This is a genomic window from Stutzerimonas stutzeri (assembly GCF_024448715.1).
Classification (GTDB): Bacteria; Pseudomonadota; Gammaproteobacteria; order Pseudomonadales; family Pseudomonadaceae; genus Stutzerimonas; species Stutzerimonas stutzeri_AR.
The window spans coordinates 273,427-298,032 of record NZ_JAMOHZ010000006.1; the positions used below are offsets into that span (position 1 = coordinate 273,427).

Consider the following 24,606-nt stretch of genomic DNA (forward strand, 5'->3'; position numbering starts at 1 on the left):
AAGAAAACCGATGACCAGCCCCGCGAACGCCTGCCAACCTGCACCCGTTTCGGCCTTCCTTTTCGTCGTGTGGCTCCGATTCCATCGGGCAGCTCACCTGAACCTTTATCGAAGCGGGGCAGTCGACTGAACAGGTTGGCCGTGTTGTTTCCGGCCGTTTAGCAAGCTCCAGGAGGAATGCTCAATGGATACCAAAGACACCATCTCCGTACTCAACGACCTCATCGAAACCAGCAAGGACGGCGAGAAAGGCTTCCTTGAGTGCGCCGAAGACTTGAAAAGCCCGAACCTCAAAACCACGATGACCCAGCGTGCCCATGACTGTGCCACGGCGGCCGCCGAGCTGCAGCAACTGGTGCGTACTCTGGGTGGCGATCCGGAAACCACCACCAGCACCGCGGGCGATATGCACCGCCGCTGGGTCGATCTCAAGTCGATGATCACCGGCAAGAGCGACGAAGCGATCCTCAACGAGTGCGAGCGCGGCGAAGACGTCGCCTTGAAGAGTTATCGCAAGGCATTGGAAAAAGACCTGCCGGTCGATGTGCGCAGCGTGGTCGAACGCCAGCTCCAGGGCGTGCAGCGTAATCACGACCAGGTCAAGGCTCTGCGTGACGCCGAGCGCGCCCGGAGCTGACTGCTCAATGCTCAAGAAGCGTCGGCGAACGCCGTAATAATGTTGTTCGCCTAGGACGAGCGCCGCACTGGTTGCGGCGTTTTTTCTGCCCTAAGCGAACCCGCTGCCCGTAGGAGCGAGCTTGCTCGCGAACCCAGGCCACGCAGAGCTTCGCGAGCGCGCTCGCTCCTACAGGCAGGGCCGTCACGCCGTCTAAACACCTTAGGTGAACAGCATTAAGGCGGACGCCAGCGTTTTTATTGAGAAAGAGAACAGGCGGCGTGAAATGTCGAGAGCAGCTAAGCTGATTCCTTCGTTTCAAGGAGCCCGCTTCATGAACACATTCGTAACTCCTTCGGCGGATGAAACCAGCACGCAGCGCGCTGAACTGGCGCAGTTGGTGGAGCGTTTCGTCAGTGAAGATGGCATGCACCCGACCGCCATCGATCCCTTGTATCTGATCCGCTGCGCGGAGCCGGGCGAGAAGACTTGGGGCGTACACAAGCCAGCGCTGTGCATCATCGTGCAGGGCGGCAAGGAAGTGCGGTTGGCCGACGAACTTTATAGCTATGACCCGCTGCACTATCTGGTGGTCTCGGTCACGTTGCCTGTGGCGGGTTGCGTGGTTCGCGCCTCGTCGCAAGAGCCCTATATATGCATTCGCCTGGACATCGATCCATCGCTGATAGCCGAGCTGATCAGCGAAGCCGATCCCTTCGCCGAGCTGGAAGAGTTGCCCCAACGCGGCCTGTACCTGGACCGCATCGATGCGCCGCTGCTGGATGCCACCCTGCGTCTGGTGCGCTTGTTGGACAAACCCAAGGACATTCCGGTACTGGCACCGCTGGCGCTCCGGGAAATTTTCTATCGTCTGCTTTGTGGGCCGCAGGGCCAGCATTTGCAGGAAATCGTCCTGCAGGGCAGTCAGTCGCATCGGGTGACCCGCGCGATCGAGTGGCTCAATCAAAACTATGTCGAGCCGCTGCGCATCGAGGAGCTGGCGCGCCGGGTAAATCTCAGCAGCTCCAGCCTGCATCACCGCTTCAAGGCGCTGACCGCGATGAGCCCGCTGCAATACCAGAAACAGCTCAGGTTGCAGGAGGCTCGGCGGTTGTTGATGGCCGAAGGGTTGGAGGTGTCGGTGGCCGGTTACCGGGTCGGCTACGAAAGCCCCTCGCAATTTAGCCGCGAGTACAGCCGACTGTTCGGCGCGTCCCCAGTCAAGGACATGGCCCGGTTGCGCAGCATCGCCTGAGCCTCATCGCGCTGTCGGCGGGTTCGGCACCTCCCGCAGCGCCTGCGCCGCATCGATGGCGCGCGGAAAGCCTGCGGTAACGGTCGTCAGGTAGATTATTTCCTTCAGCTCATCGCGCGTGACCCCGAGCCGCAGCGCATAGCCGGCATGAATCTTCAGATACGGCAAGTTGCCTTGTGCGGCGAACGCAGCGACGGTGGCCATCTGGCGGGTTCGGTCGTCTAGTTGCGTTCTGCCCCAGACATCACCCAAGGCGTAGGCGGTAACGCCCTCGGCGAGAAAGGGATAGTCCCGTCGTAAAGCATCGAGTACCGGTTGTCCGGCACCGCCGGAGAGCCGCTCCATCACCTTCATGCCTCGCTCGTGCCGCTCGCTGCCGTCGGCTGCGTAGGAGGCGGCAGTCGACAAGCCGACGAGCAGCGCCAGCCCTGCTGCTAAAAGGGTTCTGCTTGCATTGCCATTCATGGGCGTGTCCTCAGTAGGGGCTGGCGGTGGGGCGGACGATCAGCTCGCTGACATCCACATCGGCAGGCTGGTCAACGGCGTAGGCGATGGCACGGGCGATTGCTTCGGCGGGGATGGCGATCTGGCGAAAGTCGTGCATGACCGCGCGGGCGCCCTCGTCGGAGATGCTCTCTGCCAGCTCCGATTCGGTCACGCCGGGGGAAATAAGGGTCACACGGATGTCACCGCCGACCTCCTGACGCAACCCTTCGCTGATGGCGCGCACCGCGTATTTGGTGGCGCAATACACCGCAGCGGTCGGACTCACTGAGTAGGCGCCGATGGAGGCGATGTTGATGAATTGACCGCTGCGCTGACGTTGCATCAGCGGCAGTCCGGCGGCGATACCGTGCAGCACGCCGCGGATGTTCACGTCGATCATCCGGTCCCACTCGTCGACTTTCAGCGCTTCCAACTTCGAAAGCGGCATCACGCCGGCGTTGTTGATGATGACGTCGACGCGGCCGAACTGCTGCTCGGCGAAATCGATGAAGCCCTGCATGTCCGCACGACTCGTGACATCCAGCGCACGGGCCACCGCGCTGCCGCCGTCCCGGTTGATACCCGCGGCCAGCGCCTCCAGACGCTCCAGGCGCCGCGCCCCCAGAACCACCTGCGCGCCTTGGCTCGCCAGCAGGCGTGCGGTTGCTTCACCGATGCCGCTGCTGGCGCCGGTGATGGCGATGACTTTTCCGTTGATGTTCGACATGTGCAGAACCTCCGGTTGCATTCATGAATGCAGCACCAATGTGCTGTGAGTGAATGCTAGGGAGGCGTGCCGACGGGACGTTAGGCGGATTCTGCCTGGTACTTGCCTGATTCTGGCGGCCCGTATTGTCGTGCTGATGCAACCCAAGTGCTGGCCGTGCGTGGTTGCATGACGGCGTGCAGTGATCTCATTAACGCCGCATCTGGTCTGCTTCGCTGGCCGCGATGGCCTCGATCTCGAACGCGATGCTCCAGTTGTGCAGCGGGTAGGGCTTGTCCGCCAGCACGTCGATATCCGCGTCCGGCGGCATGCCTTCGTCCGGCAGGTATTCATAATTTGCGTCGGCCAGGGTTGGATCACTGTCACGCAGCTCGCCGGCGCCGCCGGTCGCATGGCTGGCGTAGCGGATTCGCGGGGTGCCGATCAGAGGGCGTCCGGCCGTCAGACGCACCACTGTACTTGCGGCGAGCTCGACCGCTTCGATCGGCACTTCACCGTGGTCGTCACTGAGTGTGAAGCCTCGGTCGTCGATCATCTGCGCTTCGTAGCCGAGGTAGGGCTCGTCGAACGCCAGCGGCGGATGCGGTACGTGAAAATCGATGAGGATTTCGCGGCCTTCGACTGTGGCGCCAAGCGGCGACAACGGCACCCAGTTGCGGCGCTCAACTACGACCTGGTGATACACCTTGCCGAGCATCTGGCCGAACCAGCGATAACCATTGGCCGAAAGATGCGTGCCCTTGTCGACGTAGGGATAAACCGGGCCGGCCAGATACCAGTTGGGCTCTTCCCGGGCCAGTTCCCACTGCGCCATACCGATATCGAGGCTGCCGTCCACGACCGATGATTTAGCGTCGGTCTGGTAGCTGATAAACGCCGGCATGCGCTGCTGTCCGGCGATGGCTTGCGCGGTGTCGGCGTTCAGGTCGTCGCGTAGCTGGCGCATCATCTGCTTGTAGTTTTTCTTATCGTTGATTCCGCCCTGGACCTGCGTGTAGTCGTATTCCCCCTGTAGCCAGAAGAACGCACTTAGGCTGTAACTGGCACCTTCGGCGTCCGCAATCTGCTTGGCCTGATCGACAGCCTGCAGCACCCGCCGGTACTCGTTGGTGCCGTCGACCTTGGACAGCTGCGCAATGGAGCGACCGGACGTGGACGCGTTGCTGGCGACGAACAGGTGCTCGGGGTCGGCTTTGACGCCGTGTTTCTCTAGATAGAGCCGGCGCGCCATGTTCAGCGCGCCGACTTCCACTGACTCGCCTTCTTCCTGCGCGTGTTTTTCCAGTTTCGCCACTGCGCGGCTATCGAGAATGACCTTTGGATCGCGTTTGTACTGCACCACAGCTTTTAGCGGCTTGAATGCCGCCTCGCCGACCGGCACGAAGCGATCGCCGCTGAACGTCGCCGAGCGCACCGAGTCGCCCAGCATCAGGTTGTCGTAGCCCGGCTGCTTCGACAGCGCCGGCCAGCCTTCGGCGGCCGATGCCAGGGACTGGCCGTAGGTAATGATGTGGTTGTACTTCGCGGTTGGCGTCGGGGATAGATGGTTGGGCTTGGCCATCAGCCGCTCGGTGAGGCGCTTGTTCTGTGCATCGCGGGCGGCCAGCGCTTGCTCATCAGCCAGCAAGGGTAGCGAACAGCCCATCAGCAATACGCCCAGCAGCGCCGCGGTTCCTGGTTTGGTGGTTGCGGGTCGGGCAAGCGGATAAGGGATATCCCGAGGCGCGGGCATGGTCGATTCCTTCTGGTTGACGCAGACGAATAGCCAAAGCCGCAGCGAAACCGCAGCGGCTCGAACTCGCGTTTCGACGGCCTTGTCTGTGGTTAGTTCGTGAGTGCGGCGAGTCTCATCGGCCTATGGCGGCGAATTAGAGCGCGGGTAGGCTGGTCAGCTCGGGGCTTTCAGTCGCGGCTTCCATGGCGTTCTTCAATGCCACGGCCAGCTCTTCGAGGCGGTAGGGCTTGGCCAGCACATGCACGCCTTCGGCCTCCGCCGATTTGTTTGCCGCCTCGGCGTAGCCGCTGGTGAGCAGGACAGGTATGCCGAGTTGGCGCGTGCGGATTTCCCGAGCCAGCTCCACGCCGTTCATGCCGCCGGGCATCATCACGTCGGAGAAGACAACGTCTACTCGAGGCCCGTTCGCCAATGCCGCGAGGGCAGCGGCAGCACTGCCCGAATGAGTCACCTGATAGCCGAGGTGCTCGAGCATTTCGCCCACCAGCGCGGCGACTTCTTCGTCGTCATCGACCAGCAGGACGCTGCCTGCGGACGCCTCGGGAGATTCGTCAACGCTGGCATCCTCGATAGGCACCTGATCCGGCTGATGTTCCGAGCGAGGCAGCATCATGATCACGCTGGTGCCTCGCCCGCATTCGGTATCGATCCACACCGTGCCGCCGGATTGACGGGCGAAGCCGTACACCTGGGCAAGGCCGAGACCGGAGCCTTTGCCAATCTCCTTGGTGGTGAAGAACGGGTCGAATACCCGGCCGCGCACGTCGGCGGGAATGCCGGTACCCGAATCGGTCACCGTCAGGCGGACGAAGTCGCCCTGCCGCCCCAGTACATGCTCATTCGGTGCGTTGGTTGCCTGCAGCAGTATCGAACCGCCTTCGAGCATGGCGTCGCGGGCGTTGACCGCCAGGTTGAGTATCACCAGTTCCAGCTCGCCCGGATCGACCTCCACTGGCCATAGATCGGGTGCGAACTTCACCTCCACGTGCACATCGCCGCGCAGGCTGCGGTCGAGCAGTTCGCTCATCTGGCTGATGCGCAACGCAAGGTCCACCGGCTCGGGCGCCAGTGACTGGCGTCGGGAAAAGGCCAGCAACTGGCGGGTCAGGGCGGCTCCGCGTTGCGCAGCCTGACGCATGCCATCCATCAGGCGCTGACGGCGCTCCGGATCCGCTCGCCGATCGATCATATCGAGGCCGCCAGATATGACCATGAGTAGATTATTGAAATCATGGGCGATGCCACCGGTGAGCTGGCCGATGGCCTCGATCTTCTGCGTTTGGCGCAGGGTTTCCTCGATATGGGCGCGTTCAGCCATTTGCGCGCGCAGTTCAAGGTTGGTCTTTTCCAGCTCGCTCGTGCGCTCCACTACCAGCGCTTCCAGTTCTAGGGATGCCTGTTCGCGTGCCTCGATCAGCGCCCGCACCTCGTACTGGCGATGCCGCCCGCGCAATGCGGTTCGAAGCGCGCTGGTGAGGGTAATGCTCTGTACCGGACGTTCGAGCAGCGAGACGTTGCGCAACGCTGCAACCATGCGTTGACGCCAGGCGGCGACTGCCGGTTGCTGATGTTTGCTAGTCAGCACAACGAACGGAAAATCGGACCATGCCGGTTGTTGATCGACCCAGGCTGACAGCACGTCGAGATCCTGGCCGAATAGCCCTTCTTCGGCGATGAACACCGCATCGGCATCCGTGCCGGCGCGCTCCAATATTTCGTCGACACTTTGACAGACCACCGCGTCCATGCCGCTGCGGCGGAGCAGGGCGGCTGAGGCAGGACCGTCCCTGCCAATAGGGGCGTAGACGGCTACTGTCGGGCTATCTCGCTTAGGCGTCGTCATGCTCGTCTTTCATGAGGGGAGCGGCATCGCCGGTGTAAACCGGCGTGCCCGAAAATATACCGCTGAACTCCGAAAGCGGTGGCCCGACCTTGATGCCGGAAGCACCAAGCCGGAACTCCCGGATGGTGTTTTCGTGGCGTCCGCTGCGTTTCTTGACCACCGACAACGCGCGGCGAACGACGCCAGCATGCTCGAAATAGCGCAGCATGATAACCGCATCACTCAAATAGCTGATATCCACGGGCGTATCCATCGGCCCGACCAGGCCATGCTGAGCCAGAACCATCACACTCATCACACCTTTCTGGCCCAGATAGCTGAGCAACTCATGCATCTGCAAAATCAGGAAACGGCCGTCTGGCATCGCATTGAGATAACCGTTGAGACTATCCAGCACCACCAGTCGCGCGCCATGCACTTCGACGCTGTGGCGCACTGTAGCGGTGAATTCACCGGGTGAAAGTTCGGCGGGATCGATCTGTTGCAGGCGCAGCAGTCCTTTTTCGACCCAGGGTTCGAGGTTTAGCCCCAGCGCGCGGCCACGGGCCAGCAGGGTTCCGATCCCCTCATCGAAAACGAAGAAAGCGACCTGTTCACCGCGTTGGCATGCCGCTACGGCGTAACCTAGAGCCAGCGACGATTTGCCGACGCCGGCGGAGCCAATCAGCAGCGCGTTAGTACCGCGCTCCAAGCCGCCACCGAGCATTTTGTCCAAGGGCTCATTGCCGCTGGATGTCAGTTCCCCTATGAAGTGCGTGTGATGCTCAGCGGCGATCAGCCTCGGATAGATCGCCAATCCACCTTTTTTGATGGTGAAGTCATGGTAGCCGCCACGAAACTGGATGCCGCGCATCTTGATGACGCGTAGCCGCCTGCGCTCGGCGCCGTAATCAATGGCCAGTTGCTCGAGCATCACCACACCATGAGATATCGAATGCAGCTGCAAATCGCCGCTTTCGGAAGTCTGGTCGTCGAGCAGGATTACCGTGCAATGTCGGGTGGTAAAGAAATGCTTGAGCGCCAGTACTTGCCGGCGATAGCGCAGCGGGCTTTGAGCAAGCAGGCGCATTTCCGAAAGACTGTCGAACACCACCCGGCTCGGGTTGGTTTCGCTGACGCGATCAAACACTTGTCTCGTGGTCTCGCTCAGTTCCATCTCGGCCGGATGCAGGACCGTCAGCTCTAGATCGGGATCGAGGCTGTCTTCGGGCGTTACCAGCTCCAGGACGTCGATACCTTCGAGTGTCCAGCCGTGGCGCTTGGCGACCAGCTTCAATTCCTGTTTCGTTTCCGACAGCGTGACGTACAGGACGCGTTCGCCCTGGCGTACGCCTTCGAGCAGGAACTGCAAGGCGAGGGTGGTCTTGCCGGAGCCGGGGCTGCCCTCGTAGAGATACATCCGGTTGGGATCTAGACCACCGCCGAGGATGTCATCCAGACCTTCGCTGCCGGTGGAGATACGCGGCGAGTCGTCTGGGTCGAAAGAAAATTTAGGAGAATCAGTCATTCCATACTCCTTATGCAGTCTACGCAGCGTAGTTGCTGCGTTCCTCGTCGCCGCAACGCTGGCCATGATAGCGGCCCGACGCGAGGCAGGACACGCCCAGAAAAATCCCTGCGGGCTGGCCGGGCTGAAAGCCACTCGATTGATCGCCTATTGGATTTGCGGGGCGCTCGCAGGGCGTTCCGCTGGATGCTCGAGAGGCGCAGTCATTTAATCCGACTCGGCTTTCCCCACGCCGTTCCGCATGGTCGGTTTCGCAGGCTGCGTCAGCAGCGTCGTTGCGAGCAGCTGGATGTTCTGGGGCAGCCCGGCGTCGGGCAGCTTCGCTGCTTACGGCGCGCCCATCCCACAGCATCGAGTCGCTAAACGACCACCAGCGGACCTAAGCCTGTATATCCATACAGATAAAGATTGTCTGATTGGTCATCACTGCGCATGCTGTGCGACACCGAAAATGATCCAGTGATGACTTGATGCGGCTGTTTCTCTGCGAAAAACCTTCCCAGGCCAAAGACATCGCCAAAGTGCTCGGCGCCACACGGCGCGGCGATGGTTGCTGGTTGGGCACCGGTGTGACGGTGACCTGGTGCATCGGCCATTTACTGGAAACCGCACCACCGGACGCTCATGACGCACGCTACAAGCGGTGGGTGGTGGCTGATCTGCCCATTGTTCCCGAGCGCTGGAAGATGCTGGTCAAACCAAAGACGGCCAGCCAGTTCAAAGCGGTCAAACGCCTGCTGGCCGAGGCGCGGGAGCTGGTCATCGCCACCGACGCCGATCGCGAAGGCGAGATGATCGCCCGCGAGCTGGTCGAGCACTGCCGCTATCGAGGGCCGATCCTGAGGTTGTGGCTGTCCGCCTTGGACGATGCCTCGATTCGCAAGGCGCTCGGCGGGCTGCGCGCGGGCAGTGACACCTTCAATCTGTATCAATCGGCGCTGGGCCGTTCGCGGGCCGACTGGTTGATCGGCATAAATATGAGCAGGCTGTACACGCTGCTCGGGCGCCAGTCCGGCTATCAGGGCGTGCTGCCGGTTGGCCGCGTGCAGACGCCAACGCTGCGGTTGGTGGTCGATCGCGACCGCAGCATCGCCGACTTCGTGCCACAACCGTTCTGGACCATCGAGGTGCAAATGCTCGGCGAGGGCATGCCGTTCACCGCGCAATGGCGCGCAGCGGAAGACCGCTGCGATGACCAGGGCCGTTGCCTCGACCAGAACTTGGCGGAGGAAGCCGCCGAGGCCATGCGCCAGGCCGGCGAAGCGCACCTGCGAAAACTCAAGACCGAGCGCATGCGCGAAGCGCCACCACTGCCGTTCGATCTCGGTACGTTGCAGGAAATCTGTTCGAAGAAGCTCGGGCTCGGTGCCCAGGAAACGCTGGATATAGCCCCCAAAGCTCAAACAGAAGCTCAAGGACACCACTGGCATCGGCACCGAGGCGACCCGCGCCGGCATCATCCAGGGCCTGCTCGATCGTGGCTACCTGACCAAACAGGGTAAGGCATTGGCTGCGACACCTGCGGCTTTCAGCCTGATCGATGCGGTGCCACGCGCCATCGCCGACCCCGGCACCACGGCGATCTGGGAACAGGCGCTCGACATGGTGCAAAGCGGCGAGATGAGCCTGGAAGAATTCGTCAGCAAGCAAACGGCCTGGATGAGCAAGCAGATCGAACGCTGCAAGGGCGTGCGCCTGACCATTGATGGCCCGGCACCTGCCGCCCGCGGTGCGCCCTGGAAGAAATGCAAGGGCGCTGGCCGCAAAGCGGCGCCGCGGGCCCGCCGCACCGCGAAATCACCCAGCCCGGCGTAACGTTTGGCTACGCGGCAAACCACGGCTGCAGCAGGTAATAGCAACCGCTACCCAGCCCGGCCGTCACGATCAGGCCCAGCCGTGTCGCAACGGCGACGCCCGCCACCATGGCCAGCGCAACCGTGGCAGCGAGCGGCTCCTTGATGGCCTCGCTGTAGAGGATGTAGACCGCAAAATTGATGAACACCGCTGTCGGCAGCACGCGTTCAAGGAGGCGTCGGGTAGCGTCAGACAGCTCGAGGGTGACGAATACTGGAAAAATGCGAACCAGGCAGCTGGTAGCGAACAGTGCCGCAATTGCCAGCAGGACGGACGTATTCATGGGCGCACCCGCGAGAGCACCAGCGTGGCGAGCAGCACGCTGGGAACCCAGAAATACAACGGGCCGAGCAGCAGGATCAGCAGTACGGCAATTAGCGCGCAGAGCATGACGGCCAACAGCAAACGCGCCTTTCCATCGCCGAGCAGAGGCAGGCGTGCACGCAACTGGCTGATCGAGAGATACATCAACACCACGCTCGCCGGGAAACCCAGATTCAGCTCGGCATCAATCCATGCCGCCGGAATCAGGCTGCCTATCAAGGCACCTGCTACTCCGGCAATCACCCAGGTCGTGAAGAGGCTGCCGCGAATCACCGCCAGCGACGTCCAGGAGTCCTGTTCACGTTCGGTGGCGTAGGCTTCGTCGCCCAGCATATGAGCGAGGAGGGCACGAAGCCCCCATGACTGTGGCAGCCCAGATGCTGAAACATAGGCGATGGGCAGATAGCGGCTGTTGATCGAGGCGGTGAGCAGCAGCATGGTGACGAACCCGGCGCCGGAATCGGCCAGCGGCAGCACGGCAAACTGACCGCTACCGGTAAAGCCCAGCAGGCCAATCATTGCGACTTCGAGTGGGCTCCAGTCCGAGCGGCCAGCCAGCACGCCGAACAACAGGCTCACCGGAATAACGGCCAGAGCGGCGGGCGCGACCCGGCGCAAGGCGTCGAAGGGGTGGTATGCGGTGGCTTCCATCTGTCGCGGTTCCTGGGAAGTCGGTGGGTGCGCTCGTCGCACCGAGCGGAACAGTCTAAACCGGGGCTTTGTTGCCGTCTCGCCAGGCACGGCCAGACGATGATGCAAACCGCGATTCACCATCGGCCCAGCAGGACCGGCGGTTCGCGTTTAGAATGCGAGCCTTTTCGAGATGACGTGATTCATGCAGCCCGATGCCCTCGTAACCCTCCAGCAGCACCTCAGCCAAGCCCTAATGCAAGTGCCCGACGAAACCCGTCGGCTGTTCCACGGGCGTGGGCGCTGCTGGGCCGGGCTCGAGCACGTCACCGTGGATTGGCTGCAGGGTGTGGTGCTGGTTTCGCTGTTTCGCGAACCGGCTGCGGCGGAGCTCGATGCGTTGATCCAGACGCTGCTGACCTTGGCGCAAGGGCCAGCCTGGAAGGCGAGCGGGGCGCATAGCTTGCTGCTGCAGCACCGTTACCTGCCAGATAGCAAAATGGAGCAGTTGCTCGGCGAGCCGGTCGAGGAATGGCTGATCACCGAGAATGGTCTGCGCTACAAGCTAGATCTTGGCATCAAGCAGAACAACGGGTTGTTTCTCGACATGCGTTACGGCCGACGTTGGGTCCAGCAGCAGGCGCGAGGCAAACGGGTGCTTAACCTGTTCGCCTATACCTGTGGTTTTTCGGTGGCGGCCATTGCCGGTGGTGCGGAACACGTGGTCAATCTGGATATGGCGAGGGCCGCGCTGAGCCGCGGGCGCGATAACCATCGGCTCAACGAACATGATCTGAGTAAGGTCAGCTTCCTCGGTCACGAGCTGTTCAAGTCGTGGGGCAAGGTCAAGAAGAGCGGGCCCTACGACTTGGTGATCATCGACCCGCCGTCGTTCCAAAAAGGCAGCTTCGCGCTGAGCCGGGACTATCAAAAAATCCTTCGTCGTCTGCCAGAGTTGCTGGCCGCAACCGGCACGGTGCTGGCCTGCATCAACGACCCTGATACCGGGCCGGATTTTCTCGTCGAAGGCATGTCCGCCGAGGCGCCCGAATTGGTATTTCAGGAGCGTCTGGAGAACCCGCCGGAATTCGCCGATATCAGCGCCGACAGTGGGTTGAAGGCCTTGGTATTCAGACGCGACGCGCTTCAGCTCAGGTAGACGTGGAAAGGAGGTTGCCCGGCGCTGCCAGCCGTCCTCAGGGAGTTTCGCCAGCACATCGCCAGCAGTTAAAGTCGGGCGACATTAGCCTCCCGGCGGTTTCACCATTGTCACAAGCAACCTCCGCGGATCGTGGCGATCTGTAATTGATCAGTTGCAGGAGTCAAAACCATTCCCGATTCAGGGCAGCACATACAGCAATCTTCGATGCCGCCAGCGACTGCGCCATGCTCACGACCGATCTCCAGGGCGTGATTACTGCCTGGAGCGCCGGCGCCGAACGCCTCTTAGGCTGGACGGCAGAGCACATGCGCGGCAGAGCGTTCGATCATCTATTCATTGATCTGAAGCGCGACGCGGGTCAGCTGCAGGCGCTTATGCAGCGCGCTTTGCTCGAAGGTAGAACCCAGCATGAATGCTGGTACATTCGCGCCGATAACTCCCGCCTACGTTGTACGGGCACGCTGACGCCGCTACGCAGCGAGGGCCGCCACATCGGCTTTCTGAAAATTCTGCAGGACCGTACCGCCGTAGATGAGGCGGCGCGCCGCCTGGCTGAGAGCGACAGGCGCTATCGCACGCTGTTCGACGCGATCGATGCGGGCTTTTGCATTATCGAAATGAAGTTCGATGCGCAAGGCAAACCGGTCGATTACCGCTTCATCGAAACCAACCCGGCATTCGAGCGCCATACCGGGCTTGTCGATGCGGTTGGTAAATGGATGCGAGACTTGGCGCCGACTCACGAGCAGCACTGGTTCGATATCTATGGCGAGGTGGCGCTGAGCCGCCGCGCGACGCGCTTCGAGAATAACGCCGAGGCTTTGCAGCGTTGGTATGACGTCCATGCAATGCCAGTGGGCGAGCCATCCGGGTACCGCGTAGCAATATTGTTCAATGATGTATCTGCGCGCCGCTCTGCCGAGCTCGCCCTGCAAGCGTTGACTACCTCTCTGCAAACGGAAGTCGCGGCCAGAACGCGGGATCGTAATCAGCTTTGGGAGCTTTCCACCGATGTGATGATTCGCTGTCGGTTCGACGGCACCATCATCGCCGTCAACCCGGCATGGGAGCAGTTGCTGGGCTGGAGCGAGGCCGAATTGCTCGGTGCCACAATCTCCGACTTCGTTCATCCTGACGACCTGGCCAGTACAGGAGAAACAGCGGACAACTCGGCGCAGGGGCAGTCCTTCCTGCATTTCGAAAACCGATATCGCAGCAAGGATGGAAGTTATCGCTGGCTCAGTTGGTCGTCACGGCCGGCTGACGGTGTGATCAATGCGGTCGGCCGCGACATCACTGCCGAAAAAGAGCAGGCCCAGGCGCTGGCGCGGGCCGAGGCGCAGTTGCGACAAAGTCAGAAAATGGAAGCCGTTGGCCAGCTCACCGGCGGCCTGGCGCATGACTTCAACAATCTGCTGACGGGGATTGGCGGCAGCTTGGAACTGTTGGAAAAGCGTATCGAGCAGGGGCGCGTCGAATCGCTGGCGAGCTATCTGACGGTGGCGCAGACCGCGACTCGACGCGCCGCGGCGCTGACCCACCGTCTGCTGTCGTTCTCCCGTCGGCAAACACTTGATCCGATGACAACCGATGTCGGCGAACTGGTCGACGACTTGCGCGAATTGCTTAGCCGCACGGTGGGGCCTTCGGTCAAGCTTGAGACGGTAGTCGCCGGCACCCTTTGGCCGACGCTGATAGACCGTAATCAGCTGGAAAATGCCTTGCTCAACCTCGGCATCAATGCTCGTGATGCGATGCCCTCGGGCGGGACCTTGAACATTGAAACCAGCAACGTTGTGCTGGATGACACCGCCGCGCTGGAGCTCGACGTACCACCCGGTCAGTACGTGCGAATGTGTGTGTCGGATACCGGCGTCGGCATGTCGAAGGATGTGGTAGCGCAAGCATTCGATCCCTTTTTCACCACGAAACCATTGGGCATGGGCACCGGCTTGGGGTTGTCGATGGTCTATGGATTCACCCGGCAATCGGGTGGCCAGGTGAGCATTCAGTCCGAGCCCGGACATGGCACCAGCATCTGCCTGTACCTACCTCATGTGGCTTTGAACAGCGTGTCCAGCGAGATCCAGGCGAACCACAGTGCATCGCTGCAGACGAGCGGCAGCGGTGAGACGATATTGGTGGTCGACGACGAGCCTGCGGTGCGCATGCTGGTGGTGGAGATTCTTGAAGAGTTGGGCTATCGGGTGCTGGCGGCCAGCGATGGTACAGAGGGCCTGCGCATTCTTCAAAGCGGCGAGGCGGTAGCGTTGTTGGTTACCGATGTCGGTTTGCCGGGTGGTATGAATGGTCGTCAGCTGGCCGATGCGGCCCGTCAGCACGATCCAGGGTTAAACGTTCTGTTCATTACTGGCTACGCGGAAAGCGAGGTGATGCGAAATGGCCAACTGGAGCCGGGCATGCGCATCGTGACCAAGCCATTTTCGATCGATACGTTGGCGGCGCGTATTGATGAGCTGCGCGACTGATGCTGAGTCGGTTCGATAGGTTTTTTTGCCGCTCAGACTGGCGCGGGCTGTTGTCTACTAACGGCAGCAGCCCGCTCCCTGATGGGGTGTAGCCCAGTGATCCGCGGAGTTGGATCGCACCTGTGTAGCCCGACCCATCTATAAGCTACTGGTGTGCGCCGTCAGAGGTGCGCTTTGACGATGAAATTGGTCACGTTGTTATCAGTGTTGAAGCCATCGCTGTCTTCGATACCGTACTTGTCCGTCCAGTAGTCGTACTCGATACCGACGTAGAGCTTGCCTGGCGTGTAATCCAGCGCCTTGCCCAGGTCGTACTTGATCTGTGGGTTGATGTGTAGATTCTTGGCGACGAAATCGCCCTTGGACTTGGAGCCGGCGTCGTTCACCACCCAATCGATGAAGCCGTCGAAGAGGATGTCGGACTTGCCCACCGGGAAGGTCATGGCCCAGGTTGGGGTGATCTGCCATTGGCCGCTGGCCTGGCCGGTAATGCCATCCGGCTTGCGGTAATAGGTGTTGATCGCCAAACGATCGAAGCCAGGTACCGCGAGGTCGACAGCGGGGCCGAGCAGATAGTTGCGATTGCGCCCCTCGCCACGCTCATAGGTGGCCGAAAGTAGCACATCGGTAATCGGCCCGAAGGAGAGATCTTGGCCGGTGATCTTGCCCAGCGACAGGCGCGGGCTGAATTCGCCGTAATAGGTTCGCCCATCATTGCCCGAATGACCGTTGAACCACTTGTGATCGACGAACAGGAACATGTCGCCCCAGGTCCAGCCGCTGGCGTGTTCGAAAGTGATGGTTTGCTGGATGTCGGCTTCGCGCCCGTCCTCGCCTGAATCGACGGAGAAATTCTTGCCGTAGAGATAGGTCAGGCTGTTGTCCTGCCAAAGCATCGGGGCGGCCATGGTTTGACCGCCAAGAGCCAGACCGGCTGCAAGAACGGCGGTGGAGAGGCTGCGTTTCATCGGTGTGCTCCTTGGTTGCAGTTGCGACTGCTTATATGGGCTTTGTCCAAACGGGCACGCGTTGCGCTCAAAGCAGCGACGCGCCAGTCGATCAAGCGCAGCGGAAATATCACAGAAAGCTTTTTATTTCATCGTTTTGTGAGCGAGCAACGTTCCGCGCAGCGGTATTGATCGAGGCGGTGATACCAAGGAGGCATAACTGCCTAGAGTTGGCGCTCTTCAACTCAGAGGTCGGTCACGATGAATACGGAGGATGCTTGAGTCCACGGGCGCAGCTAGTCGGCCAGTGCGGCGGCTGTCAGGACGGAGCAGCGCTGTTCGCTGCTGCGGAGAACGAAACTGCCGGCGCAGGGCCGGCAGTCTCGAGGGGTTGCGGGGATCAGTGTTGGGTGACGATCGCCATGTTGTTGAAGCCTGCCTGGCTGATCAACGCGTTGTTGCCCATACCGCTTTGCACCACCAGAGCCTCGTGGCCGGTGCCGTTCTGGGTAACCGTCGCCAGATGGCTTTCGCCGTACTGAGACAGGGTCGCCACGTTGTCGACCCCGGTCTGGTTGACGTCGGCCAGGTTGAAATCGCCGTCCTGGACGATATCGACATCGTTGCCAGCGATGTTGCTGGAGCCGGTGATGCGGTTGCCTTCACCTTCCTGTACCGCGCTGAGTGTGTTGAAGACGCCCGACTGATTGAAGTTCAGCTCGTTGTTCTTGCCCTGCTGATCAACAGTGGCATCGTTGTAGCTGCCGTGCTGAGTAACCGTGGCGACCTGATGGCGACCATCCTGATCGAGCACTGCCACGTTGCCGAAGCCGTACTGATTGGCCGTGGCGGTATTGCCATTGCCACGCTGGGCTACGTCGGCGTAGTTCTCGTCGCCCTGCTGATAGACGAAAGCGTTCTGGTGGCTGCCGCGCTGATCCACGTTCAGGTTGTTGTAGTCGCCACTCGAGTAGGTGTAAGCCTCTTGGCTGGCACCGGTTTGGCGAACGTATGCATCGTTGAGATTGCCGATCTGCTCGACTTCGGCGACCGAGCCAGCACTCCAGTTTTGAACGATCTCTGCGGCGTTTTCGTTGCCTTGCTGATCGATCATGGCGCGGTCGTTGGAGCTGAGCGACTGGCTGATGCTGGCGTCGTTGAGGTTGCCGTCCTGGTACAGCTCGGTCTTGCTACCGTAAACCGCCGCTTGATAGCTGGACGCATAGTTGTGGCTGCCATGCTGCTTGGTGACCGCGTCAGCGCCGTAGGTGCCGACTTGATCGGTTTCGGCGGTGTTGGCGTATCCATGCTGGCGCTGTTTGGCGCTGCTGTCCAAGGTGCCGGTCTGGCTGATGTTGGCATCGTTGCTCTTGCCGTACTGCCATTGCTCCGAGCTGCTCTGTACCGCCAACGTCTGGTTGGCGCTCGCCTGATTGAAGTTGGCGGTCTGGGTCTGCTGGGCCGATGAGGAATCCGAGCCGTTCTGCTCGATCATCGCGTCGTTGCCCCAGCCGCTCTGGATCTGCTTGGCCATGTTGGAGCTGCCGAAGCTTTGCTCTACCTGGGCGAGGTTATCGATGCCGTTCTGGCGTTGTTCGGAGGTGTGCTCAGCGGCGAAAGCCTGGGCAGTGGCGACAGTCAGGATGGCAGCTACAAGAGGTTTGATCTTGAACATTGTTATCTCTCCATGGAATGTTTTTCAGCGGTACTTCCTGGTGGTGCTTTGCTTAGCGGTACTGGCGAACCAGTACGCTCAGACCCTGGCCGTTCTGCGTGACGCTACTGCGATGCCCGGTGCCGGTCTGTTCGATCAGCGCGTTGTTGTACGCGCCGTATTGTTCGATCCGGGCCTGGTTGTAGGCGCCTGATTGAACAATCAATCCTTGGTTGTGGCTGCCGTGCTGCGCGATGGTTGCCTCGTGCGCATAGCCGCTCTGGAGAATGAAGGCTTCCAGGGCGCTGCCGGTTTGGGTGATGTCGCTGGTCAGGCTGTCCCCGGCCTGGGCGATGAGGGCGAGATTGCCATGTGCGGCGCTGACGTCTGGCCGGGCCGATGCAATCGAATGATCCCGGCTCGAGGCGATTTCGCTGGGTGCCAGGTCGAGTGAGGTCGAAAGACCGGCGGCTTGAAGGGCGGGGCTGGTTACCGCTGCGAGGATCAGCGGCAACAACGCTTTGCGAGCAATCCTTTGCGCGTGGTTCATCAGTCGTCCCTGGTTGAATCGCGGTAGGTCATCCTGTCCTAAACCGCGATCCGGCAAATCCATCGAACGGTTGAACCGTTGCGTTTGTTTTAGGGTCTACTTCCGTTTTCACGGCTTCGATGAAACGGCACAGCTGCTAAATCTTGGTCGGCGTGACGAGATATTTCGCCAGTTCGGCCTCGACCGCGGGTGTGTTGTCGGCGGTTTGCCAGAGCCGGCGATCGACACCCTGGGCGATCAGGTGGGCTACCGCCGCTTCGATTGCCGACAGCACGCAGAGCTGCGCCGGCTCATTTGTGGTGTACCCGGCCTCGGCTTCGAGTAGTTCCTTGAACTCGATGAACTTGTAAACGTTGGCGTTGCGCCCGATGGAATAGATGGTCTTGGTGGTCATCACATTGGAAAGCACCTGGCCGCTGCGCACGTCGATGGCGCGCAAATTTACCGTGACCTGATCGACCCGGTATTCCTGCGAGACGCCGATGCCCAGATAGCGCGCACCCAGCCCGCCGCTGCGCACATTGGTTTCGTAGGCGACGATGGCGCCTTCCATGATGATGTTGGCGGCCAGCAGCGATGGCAGTTCCGACTGTATGTTCGGTGCCACGTCCGGCTTGGCCTGGGAGGCGCGGATGATCTTGCGCTCGGTCAGCACGTTCTGCAGGCCCTCGCGCTCCAGCACGATGAACCAGCCGCTGGCCTGCATGGCATCGACCAGCATGCTCGCCGCGCCCTGGGTGACGGCGGTGGAAAAGGAGCTGGCCGGGCTAGGCTTGTATTGCCCGGTCTGGTCGCGGAAGCCATAAACGGCGGCAACCAGCGGGCCTTTGGGGCGGGGCAGTTGCAGCAAGTCCTGGTAGGTCGAGGCGCGGGGTGTAAGGGTGGGTTGTTCCTGGTCTGCGGACATCGGTTCGCGCACTGCGCAGCCCTGCAGAACGGCCATCATCCCGATGGCTACGAATAGGCTTCTCATGGCCTTTGCTCCCTGCTGATTAATTGGTGGCGGCGCCGTAGCCGTTGACGATGACTTCCGATACTTCGCCGGTCAGCCGGTCGGTGATCTGCACCGTCAGGTTGCCGTCGAGGTTCACAATGTTGACGATGAAGTCATCCGTGGTCAGTGTTCCGTCGTTGCTGGTGCCATTTCTGAAATCCGTCAGCAATTCGGAAAGTAGGCTCGATTGCAACTGGCTGGTAAAACGGTCGAGCGCCGAGGTGCCGGTCAGCGAAGATCGATCGATCGCGTCCGGGTCCTTGGTGTCGTTCTGCGCCTGGGCGTTGCCCAATAGCCAGGCGCCGTTCAGTGGACTGCCGCCAAAAGACGGGTTCACCGGGGTATAGACCAGTTCAGTTGCCGTAACGCCGGAGCTGAGCAATAGCCCGGCCAGGAGAATGCCGGTGGTTTTTTGTTGTAGCCGGTTCATAACTCATCCTTCGCAAGATCAATGGTGTCTTCGAACATTGCTTCAACTTTCTTACGGTTTATCTCTTGCAGTACGACATCCGCCGCGTCATAGGCGGTTTGCTCAATATCTCCGATATTCGGTTGCAAGAAGCGGCGGTAGAGCGGCTGGTTGTCCTGCTCGACCCAGACCAGAATGCCCCAGCGCGCAGATGGCCTTTCCTTGACCGCCAGGTTGAAATCCAACGAGCTGGTGTCGGTCAGGCGCTCGCAGAACTTGCGGTAGAACTCCTGGCCGGATCGGGAGATGGTGTTGTTGGTGATTAAACCCTTGAGCTCTGCTTCGTCGGCATATGCCTGAAAGCCCAAAAGCAGCATCAGGCACAGGCACGCAGCCTTCATATGCCAGCCTCGCTCACGTGCCCCAGGACCAGTGACGCACCTTGCGCGCGGTTGGACGCGCCCAGCTTGCTCAGCGCGTTGTGGATGTGACTCTTGATGGTATGAGTGCTCAGGTGCAGGTGATCGGCGATTTCCGAGTTGGACAGGCCCTTGCCTGCGAGCGCGAGGATCTGCTTTTCACGCACCGATAAGTCATCGATGGCGCGCGACGCATGGGTCAGCTGGCGATAGCGACCAAGCAGTTTTTCCATCAAGGCACGAGGCAGCCAGTCGCCACCGTCGAGCATGACGCTGACGCCGCGGCTGAAATTGCCGCGACTGGTGCACGGGTAGAACACGCCCTTGATCCAGGGGTGCAGCTCCAACAATCGCCGCGCCTGTTCCGGTTGCGCATTGACCAGCGCAGTGGGCGTATCGCGTAGTTGCCGAAGTAGGCGCAGGCAATCTTCATCCTGAAAGCTGCCGACATCGACCAGCGTTAGATCCGCGTCGTTCAAACCGAAGCGGGGCGTATTGCTACGAGTTAGGCGCAGTTGTGGGTAATCGACTAAATATTGATGGAGGGAGCTGTCCAGCAATTCGCTGTTGGACAACAGAACGAGACGAGCGGATGAGGCGACGAGCGCCGAGCGGGCTTCATCGATCATATGCATTTCCTTTGCTGTGAATGGCTAAACGGGCAGCGCCCGCGATCCTTGCCGCGGTCTGGCGCTTTGACATTACAGAGATCAAGGTAGATCAGTAGAGTGACAATAAAAAGTCGGATATTGCGAACGGCGACAGCTTTCCGACGAAATGCATCTTTGTACGAAAAAGGCGAAGCTGGAAAGCGACCATTCGCTCAACTACATTCAAGGTTTTTCTTCGTGGCGAATCGAGGCTGAGATGTCGGATCCTACGTTCTGGTTGGTTTTTTTTTCAGCCGCGCTGGCGTTGAATCTGTCGCCTGGGCCCGATCTGCTGTTCGTGCTTTCGCGCACCCTGTCCGGTGGGCGGCGTGTCGGCGTGGCCTCGGCGTGCGGTGTGTGCAGCGGCGCGCTGGTCCATGTCTTTGCGGCTGCCTTGGGCATCTCGGCGGTTCTGGCGACTTCGGCGCTGGCGTTTGCCGTGGTCAAATATATTGGCGCGGCCTATCTCCTTTATCTCGGCATACAGGCGTTACGCTCTGCCGGAGCCGGCATGCAGCTCGACGCCAGGACGGCACCACGGACGACGGTCTGGCAGGCCTATCGCCAGGGGATTCTGGTGGACATTCTCAATCCGAAGGCGGCGATCTTCTTCATGGCATTCCTGCCGCAGTTTGTGCGTCCGGACGAGGGCGCGGTAGCGCTGCAGTTGCTGGTGCTGGGCGCGCTGGTGGTTTTGGTAGCGATCATCGTCGAATGCAGCCTGGTGCTGCTGGCGGCTCGGGCCAGCTCGGCGCTGCGCGGCAACCTCCGCTTGAATCAATGGCTCGATCGTGTCCTCGGGTCGGTGTTGATCGGGCTGGGAATTCGCCTCGGGCTTGCCGAACGCGCGTAGGCACGGGAACGTCGGGCGCGGGGTCGGTCTGAATGCTATGCGGTGCGTTTTTTTTCTACGGTGCATCCGCAGCAACCGAAGGAGTTTTCATGTCCCTGTATAGCAAGAACACCACGTCCAACCTGATTCCCTGTCTGCGTTATCGCGACGTCCCCGCGGCGCTTGATTGGCTGTGCAGGGTGTTCGATTTCGAGCAGCAGCGGGTGATCGAGGACGCGCAGGTGGGCGTCATTCATGCCCAGCTCAGTTTCGGCAGCGGCATGCTGATGCTGGGGCCAGTGTCCGATTCGGAGTATGGGCGCCAGGTCAGGCAGCCTGACGAGGTCGGCGGCGTCTCCACACAAAGCATCTATGTCATCGTCAACAGTGCCGATGCCCTCTACACCAAGGCCAAAGCCGCCGGCGCCGAGATCGTCATCGAGTTGAAGGATGAGGATTACGGCGGTCGGGGCTTCAGCTGCCGCGATCTGGAAGGTCATCTCTGGAATTTCGGCACCTATGATCCCTGGGCCGAGCCGGTAGCCGAGCAGAATGCACCGCGGAGGAATGGCTGATGCGGACTCTGAAGCTGGCCGATGGCAGCGCTGTACCAGTGATCGGGCAGGGCACCTGGCATATGGGCGAGAACCCAGCCGAGCGCAGCAATGAGGTCGCTGCGTTGCGCCTTGGCATCGAGCTGGGCATGACCCTCATCGATACGGCCGAGATGTACGGCGAGGGCGGCGCGGAAGAAGTGGTTGGCGAGGCGATTCGTAATCGCCGCGATCGAGTCTTTCTGGTCAGCAAGGTCTACCCGCACAACGCCAGCCGCAAGGGTGTGCCTGAAGCGTGCGAGCGCAGCCTGCGCCGGCTGGGCACTGAATGTATCGATCTGTACTTATTGCACTGGCGTGGCCAGTACCCATTGGCGGAAACCGTAGAAGCCTTCGAGCGGCTCAAGGCGCAGGGCAAGATTCGCCGCTGGGGTGTGTCTAACTTCGATCTGGATGACATGCACGAGCTGGATGCGTCCGCATGCGCGACCAATCAAGTGCTCTACAATCCCGGCGAACGCGGTATCGAATTCGATCTGTTGCCCTGGTGCCAGGCGCAGGGCATGCCGGTCATGGCTTATTGTCCGCTGGGGCAGGGCGGCGCTCTGCTACGCCATCCAGCCATCGTCAACGTGGCGCGCCGGCATGGCGCGCAGCCCGCTCAGGTAGCGCTGGCCTGGGCCTTGCGCCAACCCAACGTGCTGGTGATACCGAAGTCGGCAACCCCGACGCACCTGCGCGCCAACGCGTCCGCAGCCGAGCTGAAACTGACGGTAGAGGAGCTGAGCATCCTCGACGACGCCTTCCCGTCACCGGCCCGTCGGCAACCGCTGCAGATGGTCTGAAGAAAACCATCCTTCGGTTGGCTGGGAATGTTTGCCCCGCCACGGCTGTCAGCTATGAACGACAGCAAACCCGGAGAAGCGAGCATGAGCGGAACCAAACTCGAGGGCGCGGTGGTGGTTATCACCGGCGCATCCAGCGGTATAGGTCGCGCCACGGCACAGGCTTTCGCGCGTCAGCGAGCCCGTGTGGTCCTGGCCGCGCGCGACGACGAAGCACTGCAGGAGGCTGCCGAGGAATGCCGGGCGCTCGGCGCCGAGGCATTGGTGGTGCCGACCGACATGACGCTCAGCGACTCCGTGGAGCAGCTGGCCAATGCCGCCGCCGAGTTCGGCCAGGGCCGCATTGACGTTTGGATCAACAATGCCGGCGTCGGAGCAGTGGGCGCTTTCGACGAGACGCCATTGGACGCTCATGAGCAGGTGGTACAGACCGATCTGATTGGTTATCTGCGAGGCGCGCATGTGGTGTTGCCTTACTTCAAACAGCAGAATGGCGGCGTGCTGATCAACACGTTGTCCGTCGGCAGCTGGGTGCCGCAGCCATTTGCCGTGGCCTATTCGGCCAGTAAGTTCGGGCTGCGCGGATTTTCCCATGCGCTGCGCGGTGAGCTTGCGCAGTGGCCCGGAATTCATGTGTGCGACGTTTATCCGTCGGTGGTCGATACGCCCGGCTTCCGCGACGGCGGCAATTATGCCGGGCGTTCGCTGCAGCCACCGCCACCGCTCTGCGATCCCCGCCAAGCCGCCGATGCGATGGTCAGCCTGGCGTTGCATCCGCGGCACACCACCTCGGTGGGCGTGACGGCAACCTTGCTGCGCTTCGCTCACTTCATCACGCCGTGTTTCGATCAGCTGTCGGGGCTGTTTACCGGTGCCGCGCTACGTCGCGCCGAACGGGTGGCGCCTTCTTCAGGCAATTTGTTCCATCCGCCGCTGGGTCAGCGGCGGATCGATGGCGGCTGGCGCCATGGTAATCACCAGCAACGCACCTTACTGGTCGCTGGTGGTATCGCGGCGGGTGTGGTCGGCTTGTTGCTCTGTTGTCGAAAAAGGTAATTCGATTCGGCCAGCCGTCACGCCCCCGATCCGCATGGCGGCTTTAGCGGGACGCAGGCAGACAGTCGAGCGAGCCCAGATCATTACGCATTTCTTCTAGCTGCTCGTCGATGTGGCGTCGCTGGCCGGCGTCGGACATCACGTAGAGGTCGCCGATCAGCTCGATGGTCGCCTGTTCGGTGCTGGCGAAGGCGGCTCGGTATTCGTCCGTCCAGAAGGATTCGCGATCTTGCAGCAGCCGCGCAATACGTTCTTCAAAGCCTGCCTCGTGGCGCTTGGTAAGGGCGTCGTTTAGCGCCTGCTGCCAGTGCACCCGGTTCCCCAGCCAGAGTCGATTCTGCTCGCCGAGCGTGTGTGACCATTCGAAGATACGCTGTCGCTGGGCCGCGCTGGTGCTGCCCATCCAGTGCTCGACCCGCTCCTGCATGCGCTCGGATCGTTCGCGGATTTGCTGTGTCAGCGGTGGCTCCAGGTATTTTTCTTCGCGTTCGCGACGATCATCATCGAGCGATTCATTAAGCTCGCGCATCTGCTTGTCATCGAGATCGCTCAACAGCTGTGCCGTGGTCGGGGTTATCTCGATGGCGATGGCCTGAATCGCCTGCTTCGCGTCCTGAGCGTGAGCGCGCAATGCGGCCTCGTCGAGCTGGCCCAGACGGACCTGGAGCTGCATGCGTTCGATGGCGTCGAGGTAGCTTGGCAATTGTGTACGGCAGTGCCAGCTGAGATGCTCGCGCAGCCGCTCCCGGAAGCGGTTTTGCTGGTCGCGGTTCATGTCCAGGTAATCGTTCAGCGACCAGGGGATCAGCAGGTTCAGGTTGCGATAGGCGAGGTTCATTCGACTGCAGCCGGCCAGTACCGCTGTGACGACCATCAGCAACAGCAATGCCTTGCAGCCAAGCGCCTGACGGATCTGCATCGGAGCCCTCGTCTTGTCATTCGCCGAAACGGATTTGTCGCCTGTTCAGTAGAGCAGCAGGCGCCGTGGCAGTTCGAGACGAAACAGCAACGGCTTGTTTCGCGAGAAAAACGTTGGCCTTGTGGTGCGGTGATTGATGAAGAAGACGA

At 61.0% G+C, this 24,606-nt stretch carries 23 protein-coding genes and 1 pseudogene; 9 read left to right on the forward strand and 15 right to left on the reverse strand.

Features of this window, described 5'->3' with window-relative positions:
- The first annotated feature begins 184 nt into the window (after positions 1–184).
- Positions 185–637 (forward strand): PA2169 family four-helix-bundle protein, encoded by a 453-nt coding sequence (locus tag NAV33_RS15390; protein ID WP_255981556.1) that lies wholly within the window; start codon positions 185–187, stop codon positions 635–637.
- Between the two features lie 313 nt (positions 638–950).
- Positions 951–1,871 carry an AraC family transcriptional regulator gene (locus NAV33_RS15395; RefSeq protein WP_255981558.1) on the forward strand — a complete coding sequence of 307 codons (921 nt, stop codon included), beginning with the start codon at positions 951–953 and terminating at the stop codon, positions 1,869–1,871.
- A gap of 3 nt (positions 1,872–1,874) precedes the next feature.
- Here the strand turns inward: NAV33_RS15395 and NAV33_RS15400 are convergent, their stop codons facing one another.
- From NAV33_RS15400 to NAV33_RS15420, 5 genes are all read right to left on the reverse strand, one after another.
- Positions 1,875–2,336, reverse strand: coding sequence for a carboxymuconolactone decarboxylase family protein (locus NAV33_RS15400; protein ID WP_255981561.1), 462 nt, complete (start codon positions 2,334–2,336; stop codon positions 1,875–1,877).
- 10 nt (positions 2,337–2,346) lie between these two features.
- The gene (locus NAV33_RS15405; RefSeq protein ID WP_255981563.1) at positions 2,347–3,084 is read right to left on the reverse strand and encodes an SDR family oxidoreductase; all 738 of its coding nucleotides are present in this window, start codon (positions 3,082–3,084) and stop codon (positions 2,347–2,349) included.
- Between the two features lie 190 nt (positions 3,085–3,274).
- Positions 3,275–4,729, reverse strand: coding sequence for a sialate O-acetylesterase (locus NAV33_RS15410; protein ID WP_255981656.1), 1,455 nt, complete (start codon positions 4,727–4,729; stop codon positions 3,275–3,277).
- A gap of 223 nt (positions 4,730–4,952) precedes the next feature.
- Positions 4,953–6,662 carry a response regulator gene (locus NAV33_RS15415; RefSeq protein ID WP_255981565.1) on the reverse strand — a complete coding sequence of 570 codons (1,710 nt, stop codon included), beginning with the start codon at positions 6,660–6,662 and terminating at the stop codon, positions 4,953–4,955.
- A complete protein-coding gene (locus NAV33_RS15420) occupies positions 6,649–8,169 on the reverse strand; it encodes an ATPase domain-containing protein (protein ID WP_255981567.1) in 1,521 nt (506 codons plus the stop codon). Before NAV33_RS15420 ends, NAV33_RS15415 begins: the two co-directional genes overlap by 14 nt.
- Before the next feature lie 470 nt (positions 8,170–8,639).
- On the opposite strand from NAV33_RS15420, the pseudogene NAV33_RS15425 reads away from it, so the two are divergent.
- Positions 8,640–9,984 (forward strand): annotated as a pseudogene (locus NAV33_RS15425) (DNA topoisomerase).
- A 7-nt stretch (positions 9,985–9,991) separates the two neighbouring features.
- On the opposite strand, the gene NAV33_RS15430 reads toward NAV33_RS15425, so the two are convergent.
- Both NAV33_RS15430 and NAV33_RS15435 read right to left on the reverse strand, forming a co-directional pair.
- A complete protein-coding gene (locus tag NAV33_RS15430) occupies positions 9,992–10,306 on the reverse strand; it encodes a hypothetical protein (RefSeq protein WP_255981569.1) in 315 nt (104 codons plus the stop codon).
- A complete protein-coding gene (locus NAV33_RS15435) occupies positions 10,303–10,998 on the reverse strand; it encodes an AzlC family ABC transporter permease (protein ID WP_255981572.1) in 696 nt (231 codons plus the stop codon). Before NAV33_RS15435 ends, NAV33_RS15430 begins: the two co-directional genes overlap by 4 nt.
- Before the next feature lie 184 nt (positions 10,999–11,182).
- Here NAV33_RS15435 and NAV33_RS15440 point away from each other — a divergent pair, with 184 nt between their 5' ends.
- Together NAV33_RS15440 and NAV33_RS15445 are read left to right on the forward strand one after the other, a co-directional pair.
- Positions 11,183–12,136, forward strand: coding sequence for a class I SAM-dependent methyltransferase (locus tag NAV33_RS15440; protein ID WP_255981574.1), 954 nt, complete (start codon positions 11,183–11,185; stop codon positions 12,134–12,136).
- A gap of 146 nt (positions 12,137–12,282) precedes the next feature.
- A complete protein-coding gene (locus NAV33_RS15445; RefSeq protein ID WP_255981576.1) occupies positions 12,283–14,628 on the forward strand; it encodes a PAS domain-containing hybrid sensor histidine kinase/response regulator in 2,346 nt (781 codons plus the stop codon).
- Between the two features lie 161 nt (positions 14,629–14,789).
- Here NAV33_RS15445 and NAV33_RS15450 read toward each other — a convergent pair whose 3' ends face one another.
- The 7 genes from NAV33_RS15450 to NAV33_RS15480 form a co-directional block, all read right to left on the reverse strand.
- A complete protein-coding gene (locus NAV33_RS15450; protein WP_255981578.1) occupies positions 14,790–15,596 on the reverse strand; it encodes an outer membrane protein OmpK in 807 nt (268 codons plus the stop codon).
- 379 nt (positions 15,597–15,975) lie between these two features.
- Complete coding sequence (locus NAV33_RS15455; RefSeq protein WP_255981580.1) at positions 15,976–17,250, reverse strand: hypothetical protein; 1,275 nt, start codon at positions 17,248–17,250, stop codon at positions 15,976–15,978.
- Between the two features lie 52 nt (positions 17,251–17,302).
- Positions 17,303–17,779, reverse strand: a complete 477-nt coding sequence (locus NAV33_RS15460) for a curli production assembly protein CsgB (RefSeq protein ID WP_255981582.1) — start codon at positions 17,777–17,779, stop codon at positions 17,303–17,305.
- 136 nt (positions 17,780–17,915) lie between these two features.
- Positions 17,916–18,752: a CsgG/HfaB family protein gene (locus NAV33_RS15465; RefSeq protein WP_255981584.1), complete on the reverse strand. Its 837-nt coding sequence runs from the start codon at positions 18,750–18,752 to the stop codon at positions 17,916–17,918.
- A 19-nt stretch (positions 18,753–18,771) separates the two neighbouring features.
- Positions 18,772–19,203: a curli assembly protein CsgF gene (locus NAV33_RS15470; protein WP_255981586.1), complete on the reverse strand. Its 432-nt coding sequence runs from the start codon at positions 19,201–19,203 to the stop codon at positions 18,772–18,774.
- Entirely contained in the window at positions 19,200–19,583 is a 384-nt protein-coding gene (csgE, locus tag NAV33_RS15475; protein WP_255981588.1) for a curli production assembly/transport protein CsgE, read from the reverse strand. Before csgE ends, NAV33_RS15470 begins: the two co-directional genes overlap by 4 nt.
- Positions 19,580–20,230, reverse strand: a complete 651-nt coding sequence (locus NAV33_RS15480) for a helix-turn-helix transcriptional regulator (RefSeq protein ID WP_255981590.1) — start codon at positions 20,228–20,230, stop codon at positions 19,580–19,582. Before NAV33_RS15480 ends, csgE begins: the two co-directional genes overlap by 4 nt.
- Positions 20,231–20,468: 238 nt before the next feature.
- Between NAV33_RS15480 and NAV33_RS15485 the strand changes: the two genes are divergently transcribed.
- The 4 genes from NAV33_RS15485 to NAV33_RS15500 all read left to right on the forward strand — a co-directional run bounded on the left by NAV33_RS15485 (position 20,469) and on the right by NAV33_RS15500 (position 23,538).
- Positions 20,469–21,104 (forward strand): LysE family translocator, encoded by a 636-nt coding sequence (locus NAV33_RS15485; protein WP_255981592.1) that lies wholly within the window; start codon positions 20,469–20,471, stop codon positions 21,102–21,104.
- Between the two features lie 89 nt (positions 21,105–21,193).
- The gene (locus tag NAV33_RS15490; protein ID WP_255981594.1) at positions 21,194–21,658 is read left to right on the forward strand and encodes a VOC family protein; all 465 of its coding nucleotides are present in this window, start codon (positions 21,194–21,196) and stop codon (positions 21,656–21,658) included.
- Positions 21,658–22,482 carry an aldo/keto reductase gene (locus tag NAV33_RS15495; RefSeq protein ID WP_255981596.1) on the forward strand — a complete coding sequence of 275 codons (825 nt, stop codon included), beginning with the start codon at positions 21,658–21,660 and terminating at the stop codon, positions 22,480–22,482. Before NAV33_RS15490 ends, NAV33_RS15495 begins: the two co-directional genes overlap by 1 nt.
- An 84-nt stretch (positions 22,483–22,566) precedes the next feature.
- Positions 22,567–23,538: an SDR family oxidoreductase gene (locus tag NAV33_RS15500; protein ID WP_255981598.1), complete on the forward strand. Its 972-nt coding sequence runs from the start codon at positions 22,567–22,569 to the stop codon at positions 23,536–23,538.
- Between the two features lie 43 nt (positions 23,539–23,581).
- Here the strand turns inward: NAV33_RS15500 and NAV33_RS15505 are convergent, their stop codons facing one another.
- Positions 23,582–24,457 carry a DUF6279 family lipoprotein gene (locus NAV33_RS15505; protein WP_255981600.1) on the reverse strand — a complete coding sequence of 292 codons (876 nt, stop codon included), beginning with the start codon at positions 24,455–24,457 and terminating at the stop codon, positions 23,582–23,584.
- Positions 24,458–24,606 lie beyond the last annotated feature (149 nt).